The organism is Exiguobacterium sp. s50 (genome assembly GCF_018618175.1).
GTDB lineage: Bacteria > Bacillota > Bacilli > Exiguobacteriales > Exiguobacteriaceae > Exiguobacterium > Exiguobacterium chiriqhucha.
Window position 1 is genome coordinate 21,741 of sequence record NZ_JACSLP010000009.1, and the last position, 21,289, is coordinate 43,029.

Below are 21,289 nucleotides of genomic sequence, written 5' to 3' on the forward strand. Positions count from 1 at the left end.
CGTGAGTTGCGGTTTAATCGAGGACTAACTATAATTGTGAAGGATGTGACGGTGTGGTGTACTGAACGTACCCACTCCACAGACGGATCAACATTTCCCGGGAAAGCCGGATGAGGAGGACATACAAGTGGGATTAACAGCAGGAATCGTCGGATTACCGAACGTCGGGAAATCGACATTATTTAACGCCATCACGCAAGCCGGTGTAGAAGCAGCCAACTATCCGTTCGCGACAATCGACCCGAACGTAGGGGTCGTCGAAGTGCCGGACGCACGTCTCGATCGGTTGACGGAACTCGTCAAACCGAAGAAGACCGTACCGACCGCATTTGAGTTTACAGATATCGCCGGAATCGTGAAAGGTGCGTCAAAAGGAGAAGGGCTCGGAAACAAATTCCTCGCCAACATCCGTGAAGTCGACGCGATTTGCCAAGTCGTCCGTTGCTTTGAAGACGACAACATCACGCACGTGGCAGGAAAAGTCTCGCCGATTGATGACATCACGACCATCAACCTCGAATTGATTTTGGCCGACCTTGAGTTGGTCGAGAAACGCATCACGCGCGTTCAAAAAATGGTCAAGTCGAAAGATAAGGGTGCACCTCAAGAACTCGAGGCACTCGAAATCGTTCAAGCCGTCCTCGAATCGGAGCGCCCGGCTCGCGTTGCCGAGTTGACAGAAGACCAACTTGCGATCGTCAAACACTTCCAATTGCTCACGATGAAGCCGATGCTTTACGTCGCGAACGTCAGTGAAGACGAAGTGGCGGATGCCGATCAAAACCCATACGTCCAAGCAGTTCGTGAACACGCGGCGACAGAAGAGGCGAAAGTAATCGTCATCTGTGCCCGCATCGAAGAAGAAATCTCAGAGCTCGAACCAGAAGAGCGCCTTGAGTTCTTGCAAGACCTCGGCATCGAAGAATCAGGTCTCGATCAATTGATTCGTGCCGCTTACTCGACGCTCGGTCTCGCGACTTACTTCACGGCCGGTGAGAAAGAAGTACGCGCCTGGACGTTCAAGCAAGGCATGAAAGCCCCACAATGTGCGGGCGTCATCCACTCGGACTTCGAGCGTGGATTCATCCGGGCAGAAGTCGTCTCGTATGAAGACTTGTCAGCTGCCGGCAATATGACGACGGTCAAAGAACAAGGGAAACTCCGCTCAGAAGGAAAAGAATATGTCTTCCAAGATGGCGACGTCGTCACGTTCCGTTTCAACGTTTAAGCCATTTTACGGAAACGTATTGTAAAACGAACAGAAGTTTGATAGTATATTATGACGTGAGTAAAACATTTGTTTGCTCCTTGCTCCTACAACCGGTAGGAGCCGTTAGTCCAAGAGGAGGTGAAAGATAATGCGTAAATACGAACTTCTTTACATTATCCGTCCATCAGTTGATGAGGAAGCTAAGAAAGCTTTAATCGAACGCTTCAACAACGTCATCACTGAAAACGGTGGTACTGTTGATAAAACAACAGACATGGGTAAACGTCGTCTCGCTTACGAAATCAACAAGATGCGCGAAGGACACTACGTTCTTCTCAACATCACTGCTGAGCCTAAAGCGATTCAAGAAACAGAGCGTCTCATGAAGATCTCTGATGACGTTGTCCGTCAAATGACAACTAAAGACGAGCGTTAATTCTTAACGCTTCATATTGCGAAAGGGGAGCTTTGAGATGATTAACCGAGTTGTGTTAGTTGGTCGATTGACACGCGATCCAGAAATGCGTTACACGCAGAGCGGGATTGCCGTAACTCGCTTTACTCTCGCTTGCGATCGTCCATTCACTGGACAAGATGGGAAGCGCGAGGCGGACTTTATTGATTGTGTCGTTTGGCGCAAACAAGCAGAGAACGTGGCACAATATTTGAAAAAAGGCAGCATGGCCGGCGTAGACGGTCGCCTTCAAATCAGTAGTTACGAAGGTCAAGATGGCCAACGTCGTTACCGGGCAGAAGTCGTAGCCGATAGCGTACGCTTCCTTGAACCACGCGGTGCCTCAGGGCAACGTGATACAGCACCGGCTGGAGATGTCTTCGGTGGTGGTGAGTCAAGTGGGTCAGGATGGGGCGCAGCCGCTTCTTCGACTTCATCTCAGTCCTCGAACTCAAACAAAGGTTTTGAAGCTGACCCGTTCTCGGGTGGCGGAAAAATCGACTTATCGGATGACGATCTGCCATTTTGATCGCGTCGATTCGAAAACTAAACTAAAAAGGAGGTCTTCACATGGCACGTCGTCCAGGAGGTCGTCGTCGTCGTAAAGTATGTTTCTTTACGTCGAACAACATCACCCATATCGATTATAAAGACGTAGAATTGCTCAAACGCTTCGTTTCGGAGCGTGGTAAAATTCTTCCACGTCGTGTGACTGGTACTTCAGCGAAATACCAACGTCCACTTACTGTCGCTATCAAGCGCTCACGTCAAATGGCTTTGCTTCCATACGTTGCAGAGTAATTTTTGACACACGGCTTATCCCTCGGGATAGGTCGTTTTTTGTTTTCTGAGCCGATGTAGGAGTGTAAGTGAAACGGGCGGATATGGTATGATAGAGCAGAAACCATTTAGACATCATGGGTGGAACACCACTCATTTTAGGAGGCACACATGCACAGTGGTGAAGCAATAACATCAGTGAAGAACCAGTACGCGCGTCACGCCGTTCCATATGTGATTGGAATGTTGGTCGCGTTAGGATTGGCGTTCTACAGCATTGTGGCGGCAATCACCCTGTTCGTGGGCACGCTGATTTTTTTCATCTATCAGCAAGTGACGATTCGACGAGAGCGCAAGGCATGGGAACAATACGTTCATTCCTTGTCGCATCGGATTGAAGATGTTGGGAAAGAAGCGCTCACCGGCATGCCGATCGGGATTCTCGTCTTTGACGAAGCTCGTCGCATCAGCTGGTTCAATGAACAGTCTCGACTCATCTTTGAGCTCGAGATGGAACTCGGAATCTCGATTGACTCGATTCACTCGGCGTTCACCGAATTGATTGAGGAAGAAGAGGACGAGGCGACCATCGAAGTCGGAGACCGCGTTTATCGGGTCCTCTACAATAGGGAGTATCAGACACTTTACTTGTTCGATATGACGGATGAGGCAGAGATTGAACAAAAATACTCGGAAACACAGACGGTAATCGGCGTCTTATACTTAGACAACTATGACGAGATGTCGACCGCTGTGGATGAACAGGTCCGGAGTGAAATCAATCGACGTGTGACCGTCCTCTTGAACCAATGGGCTCAAAAATACCACATCTATATGCGTCGGACGGCAGCCGACCGCTTCTTTCTCGTCATGAACGAACGGACGCTCTCTGAACTCGAGAACAACCGCTTCTCGATTCTCGATGAGGTCCGTGAGGCGACGAAAGAGCATAAGATTCCGCTCACACTCTCCATCGGGATTGGTTGCGGAGAGACGACGTTGACGGAACTCGGTAACTTGTCGCAATCGAGTCTCGATTTAGGGCTCGGACGTGGCGGCGACCAGGTCGTCGTCAAGCGTCATAACGGGAAAGTCCGCTTTTTCGGCGGCAAGACGAACCCGACCGAGAAACGGACCCGGGTTCGAGCCCGCGTCATCTCGAACTCGATGCGCGATTTGATTCGCGAGTCGAGCCGTGTCCTGATTATGGGGCATAAAAACCCCGATATGGATTCACTTGGGGCTTCGATTGGCATCATGAAACTGGCTGAATTTGTCGGTCGCGAGGCGTACGTCGTCATCCCGGCCGGCGAGACGAGTGTCGGCATCCAACGTCTCGTCAATGAAGTCGAAAACGACGAAGACCTATATAGCCGTTTTTTGACAGAGTTCGAGGCTCAACCGCTCATCGACGAACAGACGCTCCTCGTCGTCGTCGATACGCACCGACCGTCGCTCGTCATCTCACGGGACATTTTGGACCGGGCGGAACGGGTCGTCGTTATCGATCACCATCGCCGCGGCGAAGAGTTCATCGAGGATCCGGTCCTCGTCTATATGGAGCCGTACGCGTCATCGACGTGCGAACTCGTGACGGAGTTGATCGAGTATCAGGCCGGGACGCGCAAGCTATCGATTTTAGAGGCGACGTCGCTCCTCGCAGGTATGGTGGTCGACACGAAAGGATTTACTCTGCGGACGGGATCGCGGACGTTCGACGCCGCTTCCTTCCTTCGGATTCAAGGGGCAGACACCGTGCTTGTCCAACACTTCATGCGTCAAGACCTTGAATCGTATATCGAACAGTCCCATATACTCGAAAACACGGATATTTATTCCGATGGTATGGCGATCGCCGTCGCTTCGGATGATGAAGTGCATCATCAAGTGTTGATTGCCCAATCCGCTGATCAACTCCTCAATATGGAGGGTGTTAAAGCGTCGTTCGTCATCGCCATCTTGCCAGACGGCCGGACCGGCATCAGTGCTCGTTCGCTCGGCGACGTCAACGTCCAAGTCATCATGGAGATGCTGGACGGAGGCGGCCATTTGACGAATGCGGCGACGCAATTGAACGTGAGCCGGGAACAGGCGAAGACATTATTGCAAGAAGCGATTGATCATTACATGACAGACGAAACAGAGGGAGAGGATTCTGAATGAAAGTCATTTTAAAAGTAGATGTTAAAGGTCAAGGTAAAGCTGGTGACGTCAAAGACGTCGCGGACGCTTACGCAAAGAACGTACTCTTTAAAAAGAACTTGGCGGTCGAAGCGACACCGGGTAACTTGAAGGCGTTCGCCGCGAAAGAGCGACGCGCTGAAGAAGCGGCCGAAGAAGAATTGAAGCAAGCCCAACAGTTGAAGGACAAGCTTGAAAAAGAGACGATCGTCGTCAAGACGAAGTCAGGTGAAGGCGGTCGCGTCTTCGGATCGGTCACGAGCAAACAAATCGGTGAGGCGTTGAAAGGAATGGGCTACAAGATCGACAAGCGTAAAATCGAGCTTGAACACCCAATCAAAGCGCTCGGGTTCACGAAAGTGCCGGTGAAGTTGCATCATGACGTCACGGCTTCGTTAAACGTTCATGTTCAAGAAGCGTGAAGGTGAGGTAGACAACGTATGAGTGATGCGATTCAAGTCAACACCCCGCCACATAGCGTCGAAGCGGAACAAGCTGTCCTTGGGGCCGTCATCCTCGATTCTGACCGGCTGATTACGGCCTCGGAACGGGTCGACCCGGACGACTTTTATCGTGTCAGCCATCAACGGATTTTTGAGGCGATGCTGAAGATTAACGACCGCGGCGAACTCGTCGATTTGGTCACGCTCAGTTCGGAGCTTCAAGCCCAAGGCATTCTCGATGAAATCGGTGGGTTGAACTATTTGGCGGAAATCGCCGAAGCAGTTCCGGCCATCGGCAACATCGGTTATTATTTGAACGTCGTCGACCAAAAGGCGGCGCTTCGCCGCTTGATTCGGACTGCGACGAATATCGTCTCGGACGGGTATGAACGCCAAGACGAGGTCGATGCCGTCCTGTCAGACGCCGAGCGGAACATTCTAAAAGTCTCGCAACGTAAAGGGCAGTCAAGCTTCCATCCGATCGGCTCGGTCTTATCGGACGCCTACTCGACGATTGAAAAACTGCACCAATCGAGCGGCGAAATCACCGGTATCGCGACCGGATTCAGCGATCTCGACAAGATGACGGCCGGTTTCCAACGCAACGACCTCATCATCGTCGCAGCCCGTCCTTCCGTCGGGAAGACGGCCTTCGCCTTGAACATCTCGCAAAACGTGGCCGTCCGTACCGGCGAGAACGTCGCCATCTTCAGTTTGGAGATGGGTGCCGAGCAGCTCGTCATGCGGATGCTCTGTGCGGAAGGCAATATCGATGCCCAGCGTCTACGGACGGGACGGCTCGAGGCCGAGGACTGGGGGCGACTCTCGCTCGCCATGTCGTCGCTGTCACAAGCCGGTATATATATCGATGATACGCCGGGTCTTCGCGTCAACGAGATTCGGGCCAAGTGCCGCCGCTTGAAACAAGAGCACGGCCTCGGCATGATCATGATTGACTACTTGCAGCTCATCGTCGGGAACGGCAAGCCGGGCGAGAACCGGCAACAAGAAGTCTCGGAAATCTCGCGTACGCTCAAAGCGATCGCACGTGAGCTTCAAGTGCCGGTCATCGCCTTGTCACAGCTCTCACGTGGTGTTGAGAGCCGTCAAGACAAGCGACCGATGATGTCGGATATCCGGGAATCCGGGGCGATTGAGCAAGATGCCGATATCGTCGCGTTCTTGTACCGGGATGACTATTACGACAAAGAGAGTGAAGACGCCAACACGATCGAGATCATCATCGCCAAGCAGCGTAACGGTCCGACGGGGACGGTCAAACTCTCGTTCCGAAAAGAATATAACAAGTTCGTCAACATGGAGACGCAAGCCTTTGCGCCACCGATGTAGGACGAATGATTCTGCCAAAGGCGACGTCTCATGACGTCGCCTTTTTGGTCGGTCTTTAGACCTAAACGTATCTTGATTTTGAAGAATTTCATCATTGAACGAGAAATGACACGTCAATAACGAACGAAAGGTTACAACTTAAAAATATCGTTCGGTATTAGGTTGACTTTCAACAAGAGCAAGTGTACACTTACGGATGGTTTGAATAGAACGTTTATCTACAAGGAGGATTCATTATGTCATCAGTAGTCGTAGTGGGAACGCAGTGGGGCGATGAAGGTAAAGGGAAAATCACGGACTTCTTATCGAAGCAGGCCGAGGTCGTCGCGCGTTATCAAGGGGGAGACAACGCTGGTCATACAATCGTCTTCAACGATACGAAGTATAAACTTCACTTGATTCCATCGGGGATCTTCTACTCGGACAAAACATGTGTCATCGGGAACGGGATGGTCGTCAATCCGAAATCACTCGTCACGGAGCTCGCGTATTTGCACGAGCGCGGTGTGAGCACGGATAACCTCCGCATCTCGAACCGGGCCCACGTCATTTTGCCGTATCATCAGTTGCAAGACAAGCTCGAAGAGGACGCGAAAGGCGACGCCAAAGTTGGGACGACGCTCAAAGGGATCGGTCCTTGCTACATGGACAAAGCGGCGCGTATCGGGATTCGCATCGCTGACCTTCTCGACAAAGAAGTGTTCGCCGAGAAGCTCAAGACCGTCCTCGCGATTAAAAACCGCATGTTCGTGAAGATGTACGAAGTCGATGCGATTGAATTCGATGACATCTTCGAAGAATACTACGCGTACGGCCAACAGTTCGCCAAGTACGTATGTGATACATCGGTCGTGTTGAACAACGCGCTCGACGAAGAACAGAAAGTGCTCTTCGAAGGCGCGCAAGGTGTGTTGCTAGACATCGACCACGGAACGTACCCGTTCGTCACATCATCGAACGCGGCTTCAGGCGGCGTATCGAGCGGTGCCGGTATCGGTCCATCGAAGATCCATCACGTCGTCGGCGTCTGTAAGGCGTACACGTCACGTGTCGGAGACGGCCCGTTCCCGACCCAACTTGACGATGAGATCGGTCACACGATCCGTGAAGTCGGAAAAGAGTACGGTACGACGACAGGACGTCCGCGTCGCGTCGGTTGGTTCGACTCGGTTGTCGTCCGCCACTCGCGCCGCGTCAGCGGCATCACAGACCTTTGCCTCAACTCGATTGACGTGTTGACAGGTCTTGAGACGCTCAAGATTTGTACGGCATATGAGTTCGAAGGCAAGCTCCTCGACGAGTACCCACCGAACTTCCGCGTGCTCGAACAGTGCAAGCCGGTGTTCGAAGAGCTCCCAGGCTGGACAGAAGACATCACAGGCATCCGCAAGTTCGAAGACTTGCCGGTGAACGCGCAGAACTACGTCAAGCGCATCGAAGCGTTGACAGGTATCGAATTGTTGACGTTCTCGGTCGGACCGGCACGTGAGCAGACGGTCATCTTGCGTGATATTTACGAAGCATAAGATAGAGAGCCCTCGTGGCTCTCTTTTCATTTCCACGGAAATGGACCACGCTTTCTAACCTATAGAAAAAGAGTTACAATGTAGACATGTACGTTTAACGATAAGAGGAGGACTCACTGAATGGATCGTACGATTTTAGTGGTAGATGACGAACAACCAATCGCAGATATATTGAAGTTTAAGCTTGAAAAAGAGGGATACCAAGTCCACGTCGCGTATGACGGGGAAGAGGCGCTCGTGAAAGTCGAAGAAGTCAAACCGGATTTGATTTTGCTCGACATCATGTTGCCGCTCAAAGACGGTATGGAAGTATGCCGTGAAGTCCGGAAGAAGTACGATATGCCGATCATCATGTTGACGGCGAAAGACTCTGAGATCGATAAAGTGCTCGGACTCGAGCTCGGTGCTGACGATTACGTCACGAAGCCGTTCAGCTCGCGCGAGCTCTTGGCCCGCGTCAAGGCGAACATGCGCCGTCATGCGACAGCCCCGGCCCCAGAAACGAAAGGTGCCAACGCCAATGATATCGTCATCGGTGACTTGACGATTCATCCGGATTCATACATGGTCACGAAACGGGAAGAGAAAATCGAACTGACACACCGTGAGTTCGAGCTCATCCATTATCTTGCCCAAAACATCGGGCAAGTCATGACGCGCGAGCATTTGCTCCAGACGGTATGGGGCTATGACTACTTCGGCGATGTCCGCACGGTCGATGTGACGGTCCGACGTTTGCGCGAAAAAGTCGAAGACAACCCATCGACGCCGACGTATATCATCACGCGCCGTGGTGTCGGTTACTATTTAAAAGCAGGAGAAGAAGACTAAACGATGAAACGGACGAACTTCTTTAAATCTATCCAGTGGAAGCTCGTCGTCATCTATGCGCTGCTCATTCTTGTTGCGATGCAAGTCATCGGAGTGTACTTCGTGCGCTCCCTCGAACGACAATACATCAACAACTTCTCGCAGTCGCTCGTCGATCGCGCCAACCTTCTGAGCTATAACGTCAGTGAAGGGATCGCATCGAACGGCGGTGACTCGACCTCGGACCAGCAGTTGAACCAGGTACTGGATCAACTGCTGTCTGAGTTTACGGAGAGCACGACGCTAGCTGATGACATTCGCGAAGTCCAGATTATCGACACGAACAGTGTCGTCCGGGCGACGTCGAATCCGAATAACCAAAGTCTCGTCGGACAACGGACGGCGAACTCGTTTATTCAAAAATCGTTTGCGACGAGCGGAGCGCAAGAGACGCTCGTCTATGAAGACTCGAACGAACGCATGCGTGTCGTCGCCGTCCCGGTGAAATCCGAGGTCGATGGGACGACGACCGGTATGATTTATATCGAGGCCTCGATGCAGTCCATCTATAACCAAATGGAACAAGTGACGAGGATTCTCGCGACCGGGACACTCATCGCTCTCATCATCACATCGATCTTGGGAGTGTTGCTGTCACGGACAATCACGCGACCGATTGCGGATATGCGTCGTCAAGCCGTCGAGATGCGAAAAGGGAATTTCTCGCGGAAAGTTAAAGTCTATTCCGACGACGAGGTCGGCCAACTTGCTTACGCCTTCAACGAATTGACCGATGAACTTATGGAGGCGAACGCAACGACGGAAGCCGAACGGCGCCGCTTGACGAGCGTCCTCGAGAACATGTCGGACGGGGTCGTCGCGACGGATCGTTCGTTGCGCGTCATCTTGATGAACGACCAAGCCCGCGATATGATCGGGCTCGCTGAAGAAGAAGCGATGGGGGCGAACCTACAGAACTTGCTCGAATTCGATGACGAGATCGTCATCCCGGAAGACGGGACGATGCCGCCAAAACTGATCGACCTCAGTACGGACGAAGAGCTGTTCCTCGTCCGCGCCTACTTCTCACCGATCCAAAAGCATAGCGGACCAATCACCGGTCTCATCGTCGTTCTGCACGATGTGACCGAGCAAGAACAAGTCGAGCAAGACCGCCGTGAGTTCGTCGCGAACGTCAGCCACGAGCTGCGGACGCCGCTCACGACGATGCGGAGTTACCTCGAAGTGCTCGCGGAAGGCGCATACAAGGACGATGAGCTTGCCCCGCGCTTCCTCGAGACGACCCAGAATGAGACGGAGCGGATGATTCGCCTCGTCAACGACTTGTTGCAACTGTCGAAGATGGACAGCAAAGAGTATACGATGCAAAAAGTGAAGTTCGATTTTATCCAGTTCTTCAACGATATCATCGAGCGACATGAGATGACGAAAGGCGAGACGATTCAGTTCCGCCGTAAGCTCATGAAGCGTCGCGTGTACGTTCATGCCGATCAAGACAAGATGACTCAGGTCATCGATAATATCATCACGAACGCCGTCAAGTTCTCGCCAGAAGGTGGGACAATCACGTTCCGGACGATGCTCCGTGCCAAGCGGCTCGTCATCGGCATTAAAGATGAAGGAGTCGGTATCCCGAAATCGAACTTGAAAAAAATCTTTGAACGGTTCTATCGGGTCGACAAGGCCCGGGCCCGCAATATCGGTGGGACTGGACTCGGTCTATCAATCGCCAAAGAAGTCGTTTCCGCCCATGGCGGCGACATCTGGGCCGAGAGTGAGTTCGGACGTGGGACGACGATTTACTTCACCATCCCGTTCGATACGATCGTGGAGGTGAATGACTGATGGAACGACCACGCTTCTTGGCGAAGCCAGAACTAGTGAAATCGCTCGTCTTGCTCACCTTGATCGTCACGTCCATCGTCCAAACGGTCATCCTTTGGGATTACCATCCGAAGTATCAGTCGGTCCAATCGGAGACGCAAGTCGCGACGGTGGATGAGTCGTTGCAGCGCCAGGCGCGTCAAGTCATCGTGCCGGCCCAAACGGTCGTCCATGAGAACAACGCCGTCTTTGCCACGAAGAACACGCCGAAGCAAATCATGCGCGTCATCCGGGAATCGTTCGAAGCGAGCGAGTTCAAACCACTCGCCGTCAAGAACGTCCCGAGTTTGTATGCGGGCGTCGACGAGGCCGTCGAACTGATTTTACCGGAAGCGTATTATGCGGACACGCTCAGCTACATGCTCCCGGGCTCGTACAGCCTATCCGGGAAAGTGCCGCAACGGGCCCTCATCTTCATGAAGGACGACACGTGGCGCATCCGTACCATCATGAGCGACCAGTCGCTCTGGGAAGGCCGCTTGTCGAAAGTCGGCCAAGGGGACGTCAACAGCCTGTTCTTGAAAGATTCGGACCGGTCGATGCGACGTGTCACGTACACGGATGAACGCGTCAACTATATCCCGGTCGTCGGACCGGAGATGAATGAGCTGTTCGCCTATGACGTGTCTCAAATTCAAATCTCGGCGCGCCTCGACTGGATGCGCGATACGTTCTTCCCGGGTGACCCGAACGTGCAGGAAGTCGATCCGGCCAGCTCCGTCGGCGCCCTCACGAACGGGATTAGCGTCGCCGAATACGATGCGAACCTGAACGCGAGCCGCTACCGTAACTTGTCGCGCAATAGCACGGAACAAGAGTCGGTCATCGGGCTCGACACGATCGTCGAGTTCGTCAACTTCCACGGAGGTTGGGTCGATGAGACGTCGGAGAGCCAAGGGTTGTCGCTTCGCTTCGATGCGATTACCCCGGCCAATCAAGGGTTTGAGACGACCGTGTTCCGGTTTCACGTGAACGGTTTCCCGGTGTTCAGTCAACGGGAGGCGTTCATCAACAACGACGCCGTCGATTTGTCGACGCTGCGTATCGAGAACGACGGGACGCAAGTCCGGTCGATCACCCGGCACCATCTCGAAATCGATCGTTTGATCTCGGTCGGGACGACGCAGCTCGCGGATGGACAAGATGTGGTTGATACGCTCGTCAACGCAGGACGATTTGAAAACGTGACTGAGATTCGTCTCGGCTATGAGATTGAATACAATGAAGACACGAGCCGTTACGTCACGTTCTCCCCGAACTGGTTCGTTCGGGAAGCCGGAAGATGGATTCCATTCGATCAACCGGAGGACTGGACAGAAAGGATGATGTATCGTGGACTGGAGTAAAGCGAAAACGATTCTCCTCTTCGCCTTCCTCGCGCTGAACATCTACCTGTTGTTCCAGCTCTTGACGGAAACGTGGGCGACGGAGGTCGTGACGAACGACAATACGTCCATCGCGCAAATCTTGGACCAACGCAACGTCGATGCGTCGAAGTTGCCACGGATGGGTCGGGACATCGGCTATTTGACGGGATCGTCGGAACAGATGTCGGCCTCGATGATCACGCAGAATCGGGAAGCCCAACTGGCGACGACACTCGACAACATGCAACTCGAAGTCGAGCTCAAACAGCCCGTCCCGCTCGATCAAAACGATTTGCGGACGACCGCGGCGACGTTCGTCTCAGAGTACGTCCCGTTCGGTTCCGAATATGCGTACTGGCGATATGACGCCGAGACGCGTCAAGTCGCTTTCGTGCAGACGTATGAGAACAATAAGATTTTCTCGAACCCCGAAATCAACGGGGAGACGGAACAGTACATCGGTCCGTCGCTTTTATTGCTTCAACTGAACGAAGCGTTCGAAGTGACCGACTATAAACAACGTCATTTGACGAACTTGTCCTCGAAGTCGCAAGACGATCTCGTTTTGACGGCGAGCGAGGCGATCTCGCAACTCGCGGCCCGGAAATACTTCCAACCGAATCAAGAGATGCGAGCCATCAATACAGGCTTCTATAGCCTGCCGCTCGACAGTTCCGGCAGCCTGATTATCATGCCGCCGCTCTGGGCGATCACGATTGACGAGGACGCCTACTTCGTCAATGCGATCGACGGGACCGTCGAACGGGTCGAATTTGATTCAGAAGAATGAAAGGAGTGATCGAGTGACTTTACGCTATAGTGTGCTTGCGAGCGGTTCGACCGGAAACGCCCTCTACATTGAGACGGAACGGGCGAAATTGCTCGTCGACGCCGGATTGACCGGGAAGGCGATGCAACAACGCATCACCGAAATCGGCCGATCGTTTGACGGTATCGATGCACTGCTCGTCACGCATGAGCACTCCGACCATATTAAAGGTGTCGGGATTCTCGCTCGAAAGTACAATTTACCGATTTACGCGAACGCGAAGACGTGGGACGCGATGGAATCCTTGATTGGAAAGGTCGACCCAGCCTTGAAGTTTCACTTTGAGGTAGGCGAGATTAAACAGTTCGGGGATATCGAGATCGAGTCGTTCAACGTCAGCCATGACGCGGCCGACCCGATGTTCTACCAGTTCGCCCATGACGGCAGACGCCTCGCCCATATCACCGACACGGGTTATGTGTCCGACCGGATGAAAGGTGTCATCCGCGGGGCCGATGACTTTATTTTCGAATCGAACCACGACGTCTCGATGCTCCAGATGGGACGTTACCCGTGGAGCGTCAAGCGCCGGATACTCGGGGACTACGGTCACGTCTCGAACGAAGACGCGGCCATCGCGATGAGCGAGGTCATTGGGGATCAGACGAAACGAATTTATTTGGCTCACCTCAGTAAAGATAACAACATGAAAGAGCTCGCTCAAATGAGCGTCTCGCAAACACTCGGGACGCGTGATGTCGACCTCGGTCGCATCAAATTGTGCGATACCGACCCATCGACCCCCACTTCGCTCGTTTCTTTATAAGCGAACTTGGGAAAAGACAGATAACACACTGTCTTGAAGGGGGGACGCGTCGTGAATGAAGAGAGACACCATGAGTATGAACCTCAAGACGTCGAACCTTTAGAGCACGAAGCAGATACAATGAACGATGTAAAACCGACGTACCCATCTCGTAGCGAGTGGCGCCCGAAGCAAGAAGAACATGTGCGCCATAAGCCACGAGTGAATTTAAAACCGTTGTTACTCGGAGGGGTTGGCGGATTCTTAGGAGCGGCTTTGTTCTTTTTGGCGATGATGCTCTGGGATTCCCCAACCTCTCGTTTTGTGACGAATGAACTGATTCGGACGGAACAAGCCGTAACCGTCACGGAATCTGACATCACGAGCGCTGTGACGGGCGCTAAGACGTCCGTCGTCAGCATTACGAACATCCAGCGGGCGTTCACCTCGGACTCGCAGTGGGAGGCCGGAGCGGGCTCTGGTGTCATCTATAAGGTCGACGGCGACACGGCGTATATCGTCACGAACTTCCATGTCATCGAAGAAGCGGATGAGATCAACGTCGCGTTTTCTGATGGACAAGTCGCTTCGGCGACGATTCTCGGAGAAGACCCGCTCAATGATTTGGCTGTCGCATCGGTCAAACTGCCGGCCAATATCGACGTCGCCCCGATTGCCCTCGGGGACTCGACCGTGCTCCAGGCAGGCGAGACCGTCATGGCGATTGGGAATCCGCTCGGCGTCTTTTCAAACTCGGTCACCCGTGGTATCGTCAGTGGTGTCGAACGCACCGTGCCGGTCGATACGAACAGTGACGGCCTCATGGATTATAACGCCGAGGTCATCCAGACCGATGCAGCCATCAACCCGGGTAACTCCGGCGGGGCACTCATCAACATCCGCGGCGAGCTCGTCGGCATCAACTCGATGAAAATCGCCGAGGCGAGCGTCGAAGGGGTCGGCTTCTCGATTCCCGTCAACGTCGCGTTGCCGGTTATCGATATGCTCGAGCGTGATGGGGAAGTGACGCGGGCCCAGCTCGGTGTCACGATTCAAGAAGTCATCGCCGTACCGGGTAACGTCAGGGAAGAGTATGGGATTAGTTTTGATAACGAAGACGGGGTGTTCGTCGAGGCAATTACGCCCGGCAGTCCAGCCGAAGAGGCGGGCCTCCGCGTCGGTGACGTCATCGTCAAAATCGGCGACCGCGACATCAAACGTTACGTCGATTTGCGAGACGCCCTGTACCGAGACGCCACGGTTGGGGATAAGGTCACGATTGAATATACGCGACGCGGCAAGGCAGGCAAGACCGAGGCCACATTAACTGAAGCAACCTAAAGGAGCGGCGACGCTTCTTTTTTAAGGAGGAAACATTGTGGAAAAAAAAGTATGCAAGGAACATGTTGAAATCGCTTTAGATATTATTGTCGATGAGACGGGGGAATACCCGTTGCTCGAAGAACTATCCACAAGTGGACAAGTGACATGTGAGTTCTGCGATGCCGACGCAACATATGTTGTGTCAAGCAAAAAATGATTATCAACATGTGGATTTGTGGATAACTCTGTGGATAACCCTATGGATAACTCCAAAAAAACTGTGGAAAAAGGAAGAATTGGATGAATATTTCAATTATCACGGTCGGCAAACTAAAAGAGAAGTATTTGAAACTAGGGATTGCCGAGTACACAAAACGTTTGTCGGCCTATGCGAAAGTGCAGGAAATCGAGGTCGCGGACGAGAAAGCGCCCGAGCATTTGAGTGAAGCGGACATGATTCTAGTAAAACAAAAAGAAGGCGAGCGGATTTTGGCGAAAATCAGTCCGGACACGCATGTGATTGCCTTGGCCATCGATGCCAAACAACGAACGAGCGAAGAGTTCGCCCGCGAGCTCGACAACTTGGCGACGTACGGGAAGAGCAAAATCGCGTTCGTCATCGGCGGATCGCTCGGCTTATCGGATGACGTCATGAAACGTTCGGACGACACGATCTCCTTCTCAAAAATGACGTTCCCGCATCAATTGATGAAGCTCGTCTTGTGCGAGCAGATTTATCGAGCGTATCGGATCAACCGGAATGAGCCTTATCATAAGTAACCACATATATATTTGTTTAGCGTCAAAGGCAGCTTCTGTCTTTGACGCTTTTTGTGCAGGTAAATGTTTTCGACTACCGAATGCTAATCATATGGAAAAAGGTTTAAGAGCATTGAAAATCAAGTACCTACTTTGATTAAAACTCGCATGAATTGAATGATTGGAAGGAGAGTTAACTTTGAAAAAAACAGTTTTAATCAATGCATCTTTTTTGGTGGAAGTAGACGAAACGGAAGTACGTAAAGATTTTGGGATGATTGATCAAATTGCGAATGAGCTGTGTCATGATCAAAAAATCAGAATAGATACGAATGAAGTGAATGTGGAATGGAAAAGTTCCTCCACGGTTGTCTTGGACCCAGGTTTAATGAATTGTGGACAATGCTCAACTTGTGGACGATGGACAACAGACAGAGAAAAAAGTGATCCATTGTTACAGTTGTGTAATGGAGCAACTTTCGAAGGGAAACTGCTGTGTGATGACTGTTTACCAGAAGATCACAGGTGGTCTTTTTAGTATGGAGGTAATTTAATAATCTATTTTAATTTATCGAAATTTATATTATTAAATAAAAGATAAAAACGTATAATAAATCCAAGGATAAAAATTACATATTTTTTAAGGGGATGCGACTGTGAAAAAGCTGATGATATCAAGTCTGATTCTAGTATTAGGAACTGTGATGGTTGGCGCAATTATTTTATTTCAATTCAAACCGTTTGAATTCACAACTAATAAGAGTTCAGATACAGCTTTAGTTCAAGATAGGATTGTAGAGTTGTCAGAGCTAGCAACATTGAAATATGAATATAGCCATGTCATTGTGAGTCGCACTAATAGAGAGGTCTCTTTAATAGGATTATCGGACATCAAATTCGCTGAAGCAATCAAACTAATCGAGTATTCCGGATATTTGAAAGCCGGAACTGACTTTAGCAATATTAAATTATCTTACGATGACAAAGATGAACGTATGTTGGTGCAAGTGCCAAAGTCTAAAATTCTCGATAATGTTGCTGAAACGGAAAATACTAAAGTAACAGACATCAAAGGAAACATTTTTTCTGACTACCCTTCCCAAACGATTATGGACGAGATTACAAAGGATAAAGAAAAAGTTGAAGAGAAGAAAGTAAGTCAAGGCTTTTTAAAAGAAGCAGACAAAGCAACGGAAAAATTGTTGATTTCATTTTTGAACTCTAATGGATATGAGAATGTTACCATCGAATTTTATTGAATAGATCAAAGAATTGAGTCATCGATTATTGATGACTCAATTCTTTTTAAAATTCGCTGATGTACTCAAAATCTAGCCTCATATTTTTAGAATTGAGTAAATTAGTTAGAAAAATGAATGATTCGATGTCTTATTGCTGTCTAAAAACCGATGTGATAAAATCACATAGCAAATGATTATCATTATCAATTATCTAAAATGGGGGAGAATTCATCCAATGAACAATATCGAATTATATAAAACAGCCTTTATCAACGGACTCGATGTCGAGCCAGACGCGTCATTCGAAGAAATGAAGCTCGGTGTCACGAAAGAGTGGGATTCGATTGGCCACATGACATTGATTGCGGAGCTCGAGGACGCTTTTGACGTCGATCTCGATTCCGATGTGATCACAGATTTCAACACGTATCAGTCTGGCATCGACTTATTGAAACGCTTGGGTGTGGACTTCGGTTAATGAAACGCTTCGATACGATTGGTCAGTATGGAGAACGCACCGCCATTTATGCGGATCGTGCGTATTCCTACGAAGAGATGATTGAGGCGGCCGACGCGATTGCGCGTGAGGTCGGCGATCGAACGCTCGTCTTTTGTTTGTGTGCCAACAATAAAGAGTCACTCTTCGGCTACGTCGGGTTCCTGCGCGGACGCATCGTGCCACTCCTGTTGGATGCAGCGATTCATTCGGAACAGCTGCAGAACTTAATTGACCGCTATCGACCGACGCACATTTGGGCGAATCGGGAGCATGAGCAATTAATGCAGGAGATGGACACGACTTACGAATATCGGGACTATGTGCTATTTGAGTGTCCTCATGTGATTGAGCATGAACTTCATGACGAGCTCGCGCTCCTGTTGACGACGTCCGGCAGTACGGGCAGTCCGAAGCTGGTACGGCTCAGCTACGACAACCTGTTCCACAACGCGGCATCGATCGTATCGTACTTAACTATCACTGAAGACGACCGTCCAATCACGACGTTGCCGATGAACTACTCGTATGGTCTGTCGATTATCAACAGCCACCTCGTGTCCGGGGCGACCATCGTCGTGACGGAGGCGTCAATCATGCAGAAGGAATTTTGGCAGTTATGCCACGACCAGCACGTGACGACGTTCGGCGGCGTGCCGTTCGTCTACGAGATGCTACACCGGCTCAAGTTCGAGACAATGGAGCTGCCGAGTTTGACGAAACTGACGCAAGCTGGAGGAAAATTGAATCCGGATTTAGCGAGTGCGTTTACCGACATCTGCGAACGAAAAGGCATTCAGTTTTTCACGATGTACGGTCAAACGGAAGCGACGGCCCGCATGTCGTATTTGCCTCCTGACCAGAATCAGGAGAAGGCGGGTAGCATCGGTATCGCCATCCCAGGCGGTGAATTGACACTTCGCAAGGAAACAGGTGAACTGATCACTGCGCCTAACATCGTCGGAGAGTTGATGTATCAGGGAGTAAACGTGTCGCTCGGGTATGCCGAGGCGTTATCCGATCTCGCGAGCGGAGATGAGAACGAGGGCGTCCTGCAGACGGGTGATTTGGCGTATATGGATGAAGACGGCTATTTCTTTATCGTCGGCCGCATCGAGCGGATGATTAAGATGCATGGGAACCGGATTAGCCTCGATGAAGTGGAGGACCTGTTACGAGCACACGGACATGAGTGTGTCTGTACGGGAACGGATGATGAGCTGTACGTGTACACGTTGCACGATGACCGTCCCGCCATCAAACAAGTCATCAAGGACATGATGCATACAAGAGGGGTCACGATTCTACAAATCGATGCCATTCCCCGGAACGAATCTGGAAAAATTCTGTATGCCGCATTACCGAAACGAGAGCTCGTCACCACCTGAACCAATAAGCGGGTGCAAGTGAAGCCTTTGTTGAAAGCTGTATAAGTTTAGAATAATCAGGTGAAGATATGACGTTTATTTCAATCGAGTTTTTACTGTTTCTCGCCATTTTAGTGGCGGTATATTATGTGGTGCCGCATCGCTTCCGCTGGGTACTGTTACTGGCGGCCAGTTACTTGTTTTATGCGACGCTCAGTATCCAGTTCATCCCGTTGTTGCTCGTGAGCACAGCCTTTACGTTCGTCACGGGAATCCTGATTGAACGACAAGACGAGAAGCGACAGAAGAAACGCCTCATGATGATCGGCGTCTCCACGCTGGTATTGTTCCTCGGCTGGTTCAAATATTTTAACTTCGTGAACGACTCGTTGCGCACGGTGGCGACATCGATGGGGTGGAACTACGACATCCCGTATCGAGATGTCGTCTTGCCGTTGGCGATTTCGTTTTATACGTTCCAGGCCATCAGCTATCTCGTTGATTTGTATCGCGGGAAGCTGAAGGCCGAGCGGCATTATGGCTATTTCTCGATTTACTTCGCCTTCTTCCCGCAGCTCGTGGCGGGACCGATCGAGCGGGCCAAGAAGTTGCTACCTCAATTCAAAGCGGAACAACGGTTCGACTATGAGCATGTCAGTTATGGAATGAAGCGGATTGCCTGGGGCTTCTTCAAGAAGACGCTCATCGCCGACCGGTTGGCGCCGATGGTCGCGAGCGTGTTCAGTCAGCCAGACCCGACCGGCTCCGAAATCGTGCTCGGGACGATGCTGTTCTCGCTTCAATTGTATGCCGACTTTTCAGCCTGCAGCGATATCGCCATCGGGACAGCGAGACTATTTGGCATCAAGTTGACGGAGAACTTCCGACAGCCTCATTTCGCGGTATCAATTGCCGACTTTTGGAACCGATGGCACATCTCGCTGTCGACGTGGCTCCGGGATTATATCTTTATCCCGCTCTGCAAAGGGAAAAAGAAACGACATCAAATCTATGTCGCTATCGTCATCACGTTCTTGGTGAGTGGCATCTGGCACGGGGCCGCCTGGAGTTTCGTCTTATGGGGTCTGATTCATGGCCTGTACCGCGTGTTCGGGGACGCGACGAAACATCAGCGGGAACAGATGGCGTCCTTCGTTCGATTGGACCGGACGCCCGAGCTTCATAAATGGCTGAAGATTGCGGTCACGTTCCAGTTGGTCTGTTTCTCGCGCGTCTTTTTCGTATCTGACTCGGTCGCCCAAGCGTTTCACCATGCCCGGTTGTATGTGACACCTTCGTCATGGGCACCGGTCGACATGCTGCAGGCACTTGAATTATTCTCGTTACTCGATTTACTCGTGTTCCTCTTCTTCTTTACGACCGTTCAGGTGTTTCAGTATATCGAACGGACGAAAGGTTCGGCTTGGGACTGGCTGTCCGAACGTTCAGCCTTCACGAACGTGGCGATTCAACTGTTCGTGATTGTGTCGGTCTTGGTGTTCGGCGTGTCGAGTGAAGGGTTCATTTATGGTGGGTTCTAAGTGAAAGGAATGGCTATGAGAAGTGTATGGATGAAAATTTCAGTGGTGTTGATCATCGTTGCGCTCTTGTTGATTCCGCTCAACGACTTTGTCAAACAGTCGTGGGCGTACAATAACAACCGCGGCGTGTTGGCGTTCCAAGACAACCCGTCCCCGTTGGATATCATCAACCTAGGTACGTCTCACGCGATGTTCGGCTATGCGTTCAAACCGCTCGGTCTGTCGCATCTCGATTTAGCGTTGCCGAGCCAAACGATTGAATACGACTTGAAGATGTTGAAACAGTACGACGAACATCTGCGTCCGGGTGGGGTCGTCATCGTCTCGCTCTCGCAAATCACGTTCAGCAATGCGGAGATTGCCCGGAAAGAAAACTATTATCAGGTGTTGGAACGGGAAGATATCGAACCGGTCAGTACGTTTGATTATTATACGTACACGTCAATTCCTGCATTGAACAGTGGGAGCGTGTATACGGCGCTGTCACGAGAGATTCGCGATTTCAGATGGGAGTCTCATAAGCCGTGGGTGAACAATGGCCAGAATTATTCGGAACGAAAATACGAGATGGTCGAAGCGCAGTATAAACAGGCTGTGGAGAATCGTGACATCGAGCAGAACATGGAACGATTGAAAGAAATCATCGCGTATTGTCAGGCGAAAGACTATCGCGTCGTGTTGGCGATGGAGCCGGTCCACGCATCCTACAACGCCTATTTTGATCAAGCGGTCATGGACCGACTCGTTTATCAACATCTGGCCTCGCTCGAGTTGGACGTCCCGTTCTTAAACTATATGGATGACGAACGGTTCATCCATCAGCGTGAGTACTTTCATAATCCAGATCATTTGAATGGGAAGGGGAGAACGCTCCTATCTTCTCTCGTCTATGAGGATTTGAAACGACTCGGCTATCTATAAGAAAAGGAAATCTACAGTAGCGTAGATTTCCTTTTTATGTG

The 21,289-nt window shown here is 51.1% G+C and carries 22 protein-coding genes; all 22 read left to right on the forward strand.

The features are described 5' to 3' along the window. Positions 1-127 precede the first annotated feature (127 nt). The 22 genes from ychF to KNP68_RS12635 all read left to right on the forward strand — a co-directional run bounded on the left by ychF (position 128) and on the right by KNP68_RS12635 (position 21,248). Entirely contained in the window at positions 128-1,228 is a 1,101-nt protein-coding gene (ychF, locus tag KNP68_RS12530) for a redox-regulated ATPase YchF (RefSeq protein ID WP_029596437.1), read from the forward strand. Positions 1,229-1,358: 130 nt separating this feature from the next. Beyond that, positions 1,359-1,646 (forward strand): 30S ribosomal protein S6, encoded by a 288-nt coding sequence (rpsF, locus tag KNP68_RS12535; RefSeq protein ID WP_021067861.1) that lies wholly within the window; start codon positions 1,359-1,361, stop codon positions 1,644-1,646. Positions 1,647-1,683: 37 nt separating this feature from the next. After that, positions 1,684-2,193 carry a single-stranded DNA-binding protein gene (gene ssb, locus KNP68_RS12540; protein WP_021067862.1) on the forward strand — a complete coding sequence of 170 codons (510 nt, stop codon included), beginning with the start codon at positions 1,684-1,686 and terminating at the stop codon, positions 2,191-2,193. 41 nt (positions 2,194-2,234) lie between these two features. After that, entirely contained in the window at positions 2,235-2,465 is a 231-nt protein-coding gene (rpsR, locus tag KNP68_RS12545; RefSeq protein ID WP_015880232.1) for a 30S ribosomal protein S18, read from the forward strand. 150 nt (positions 2,466-2,615) lie between these two features. Then, positions 2,616-4,607 (forward strand): DHH family phosphoesterase, encoded by a 1,992-nt coding sequence (locus KNP68_RS12550; RefSeq protein WP_021067863.1) that lies wholly within the window; start codon positions 2,616-2,618, stop codon positions 4,605-4,607. Then, positions 4,604-5,047: a 50S ribosomal protein L9 gene (gene rplI, locus KNP68_RS12555; RefSeq protein WP_021067864.1), complete on the forward strand. Its 444-nt coding sequence runs from the start codon at positions 4,604-4,606 to the stop codon at positions 5,045-5,047. Before KNP68_RS12550 ends, rplI begins: the two co-directional genes overlap by 4 nt. Positions 5,048-5,065: 18 nt before the next feature. Further along, positions 5,066-6,418 carry a replicative DNA helicase gene (gene dnaB, locus KNP68_RS12560; protein WP_021067865.1) on the forward strand — a complete coding sequence of 451 codons (1,353 nt, stop codon included), beginning with the start codon at positions 5,066-5,068 and terminating at the stop codon, positions 6,416-6,418. 236 nt (positions 6,419-6,654) lie between these two features. Continuing rightward, positions 6,655-7,944: an adenylosuccinate synthase gene (locus tag KNP68_RS12565; protein WP_021067866.1), complete on the forward strand. Its 1,290-nt coding sequence runs from the start codon at positions 6,655-6,657 to the stop codon at positions 7,942-7,944. Between the two features lie 120 nt (positions 7,945-8,064). Further along, positions 8,065-8,775 carry a response regulator YycF gene (gene yycF, locus KNP68_RS12570; protein ID WP_034780323.1) on the forward strand — a complete coding sequence of 237 codons (711 nt, stop codon included), beginning with the start codon at positions 8,065-8,067 and terminating at the stop codon, positions 8,773-8,775. 3 nt (positions 8,776-8,778) lie between these two features. After that, positions 8,779-10,620, forward strand: a complete 1,842-nt coding sequence (walK, locus tag KNP68_RS12575) for a cell wall metabolism sensor histidine kinase WalK (RefSeq protein ID WP_214756932.1) — start codon at positions 8,779-8,781, stop codon at positions 10,618-10,620. Next, positions 10,620-12,005 carry a two-component system activity regulator YycH gene (gene yycH / locus KNP68_RS12580; RefSeq protein WP_131472081.1) on the forward strand — a complete coding sequence of 462 codons (1,386 nt, stop codon included), beginning with the start codon at positions 10,620-10,622 and terminating at the stop codon, positions 12,003-12,005. The genes walK and yycH overlap by 1 nt, the downstream gene beginning before the upstream one ends. After that, positions 11,992-12,816, forward strand: a complete 825-nt coding sequence (locus KNP68_RS12585; protein ID WP_021067870.1) for a two-component system regulatory protein YycI — start codon at positions 11,992-11,994, stop codon at positions 12,814-12,816. The genes yycH and KNP68_RS12585 overlap by 14 nt, the downstream gene beginning before the upstream one ends. A 13-nt stretch (positions 12,817-12,829) precedes the next feature. Further along, on the forward strand, positions 12,830-13,621 hold the full coding sequence (locus tag KNP68_RS12590) for an MBL fold metallo-hydrolase (protein WP_021067871.1): 792 nt from the start codon (positions 12,830-12,832) through the stop codon (positions 13,619-13,621). Between the two features lie 51 nt (positions 13,622-13,672). Next, complete coding sequence (locus KNP68_RS12595; RefSeq protein WP_021067872.1) at positions 13,673-14,941, forward strand: S1C family serine protease; 1,269 nt, start codon at positions 13,673-13,675, stop codon at positions 14,939-14,941. A gap of 37 nt (positions 14,942-14,978) precedes the next feature. Next, on the forward strand, positions 14,979-15,140 hold the full coding sequence (locus KNP68_RS12600; RefSeq protein WP_021067873.1) for a CxxH/CxxC protein: 162 nt from the start codon (positions 14,979-14,981) through the stop codon (positions 15,138-15,140). Positions 15,141-15,223: 83 nt separating this feature from the next. Next, the gene (gene rlmH, locus KNP68_RS12605; protein ID WP_058765186.1) at positions 15,224-15,703 is read left to right on the forward strand and encodes a 23S rRNA (pseudouridine(1915)-N(3))-methyltransferase RlmH; all 480 of its coding nucleotides are present in this window, start codon (positions 15,224-15,226) and stop codon (positions 15,701-15,703) included. Positions 15,704-15,881: 178 nt separating this feature from the next. Next, positions 15,882-16,220 carry a hypothetical protein gene (locus tag KNP68_RS12610; RefSeq protein ID WP_214799775.1) on the forward strand — a complete coding sequence of 113 codons (339 nt, stop codon included), beginning with the start codon at positions 15,882-15,884 and terminating at the stop codon, positions 16,218-16,220. Between the two features lie 118 nt (positions 16,221-16,338). Further along, the gene (locus tag KNP68_RS12615; RefSeq protein WP_214756497.1) at positions 16,339-16,941 is read left to right on the forward strand and encodes a DUF4230 domain-containing protein; all 603 of its coding nucleotides are present in this window, start codon (positions 16,339-16,341) and stop codon (positions 16,939-16,941) included. Positions 16,942-17,158: 217 nt separating this feature from the next. Then, positions 17,159-17,401 (forward strand): acyl carrier protein, encoded by a 243-nt coding sequence (locus KNP68_RS12620; protein ID WP_021067876.1) that lies wholly within the window; start codon positions 17,159-17,161, stop codon positions 17,399-17,401. Beyond that, complete coding sequence (locus KNP68_RS12625) at positions 17,401-18,807, forward strand: AMP-binding protein (RefSeq protein ID WP_214799777.1); 1,407 nt, start codon at positions 17,401-17,403, stop codon at positions 18,805-18,807. Before KNP68_RS12620 ends, KNP68_RS12625 begins: the two co-directional genes overlap by 1 nt. A 68-nt stretch (positions 18,808-18,875) precedes the next feature. Beyond that, positions 18,876-20,327, forward strand: a complete 1,452-nt coding sequence (locus KNP68_RS12630) for an MBOAT family O-acyltransferase (protein WP_214799779.1) — start codon at positions 18,876-18,878, stop codon at positions 20,325-20,327. Positions 20,328-20,357: 30 nt separating this feature from the next. Next, positions 20,358-21,248, forward strand: a complete 891-nt coding sequence (locus tag KNP68_RS12635) for a hypothetical protein (protein WP_251131508.1) — start codon at positions 20,358-20,360, stop codon at positions 21,246-21,248. Positions 21,249-21,289: the final 41 nt, after the last annotated feature.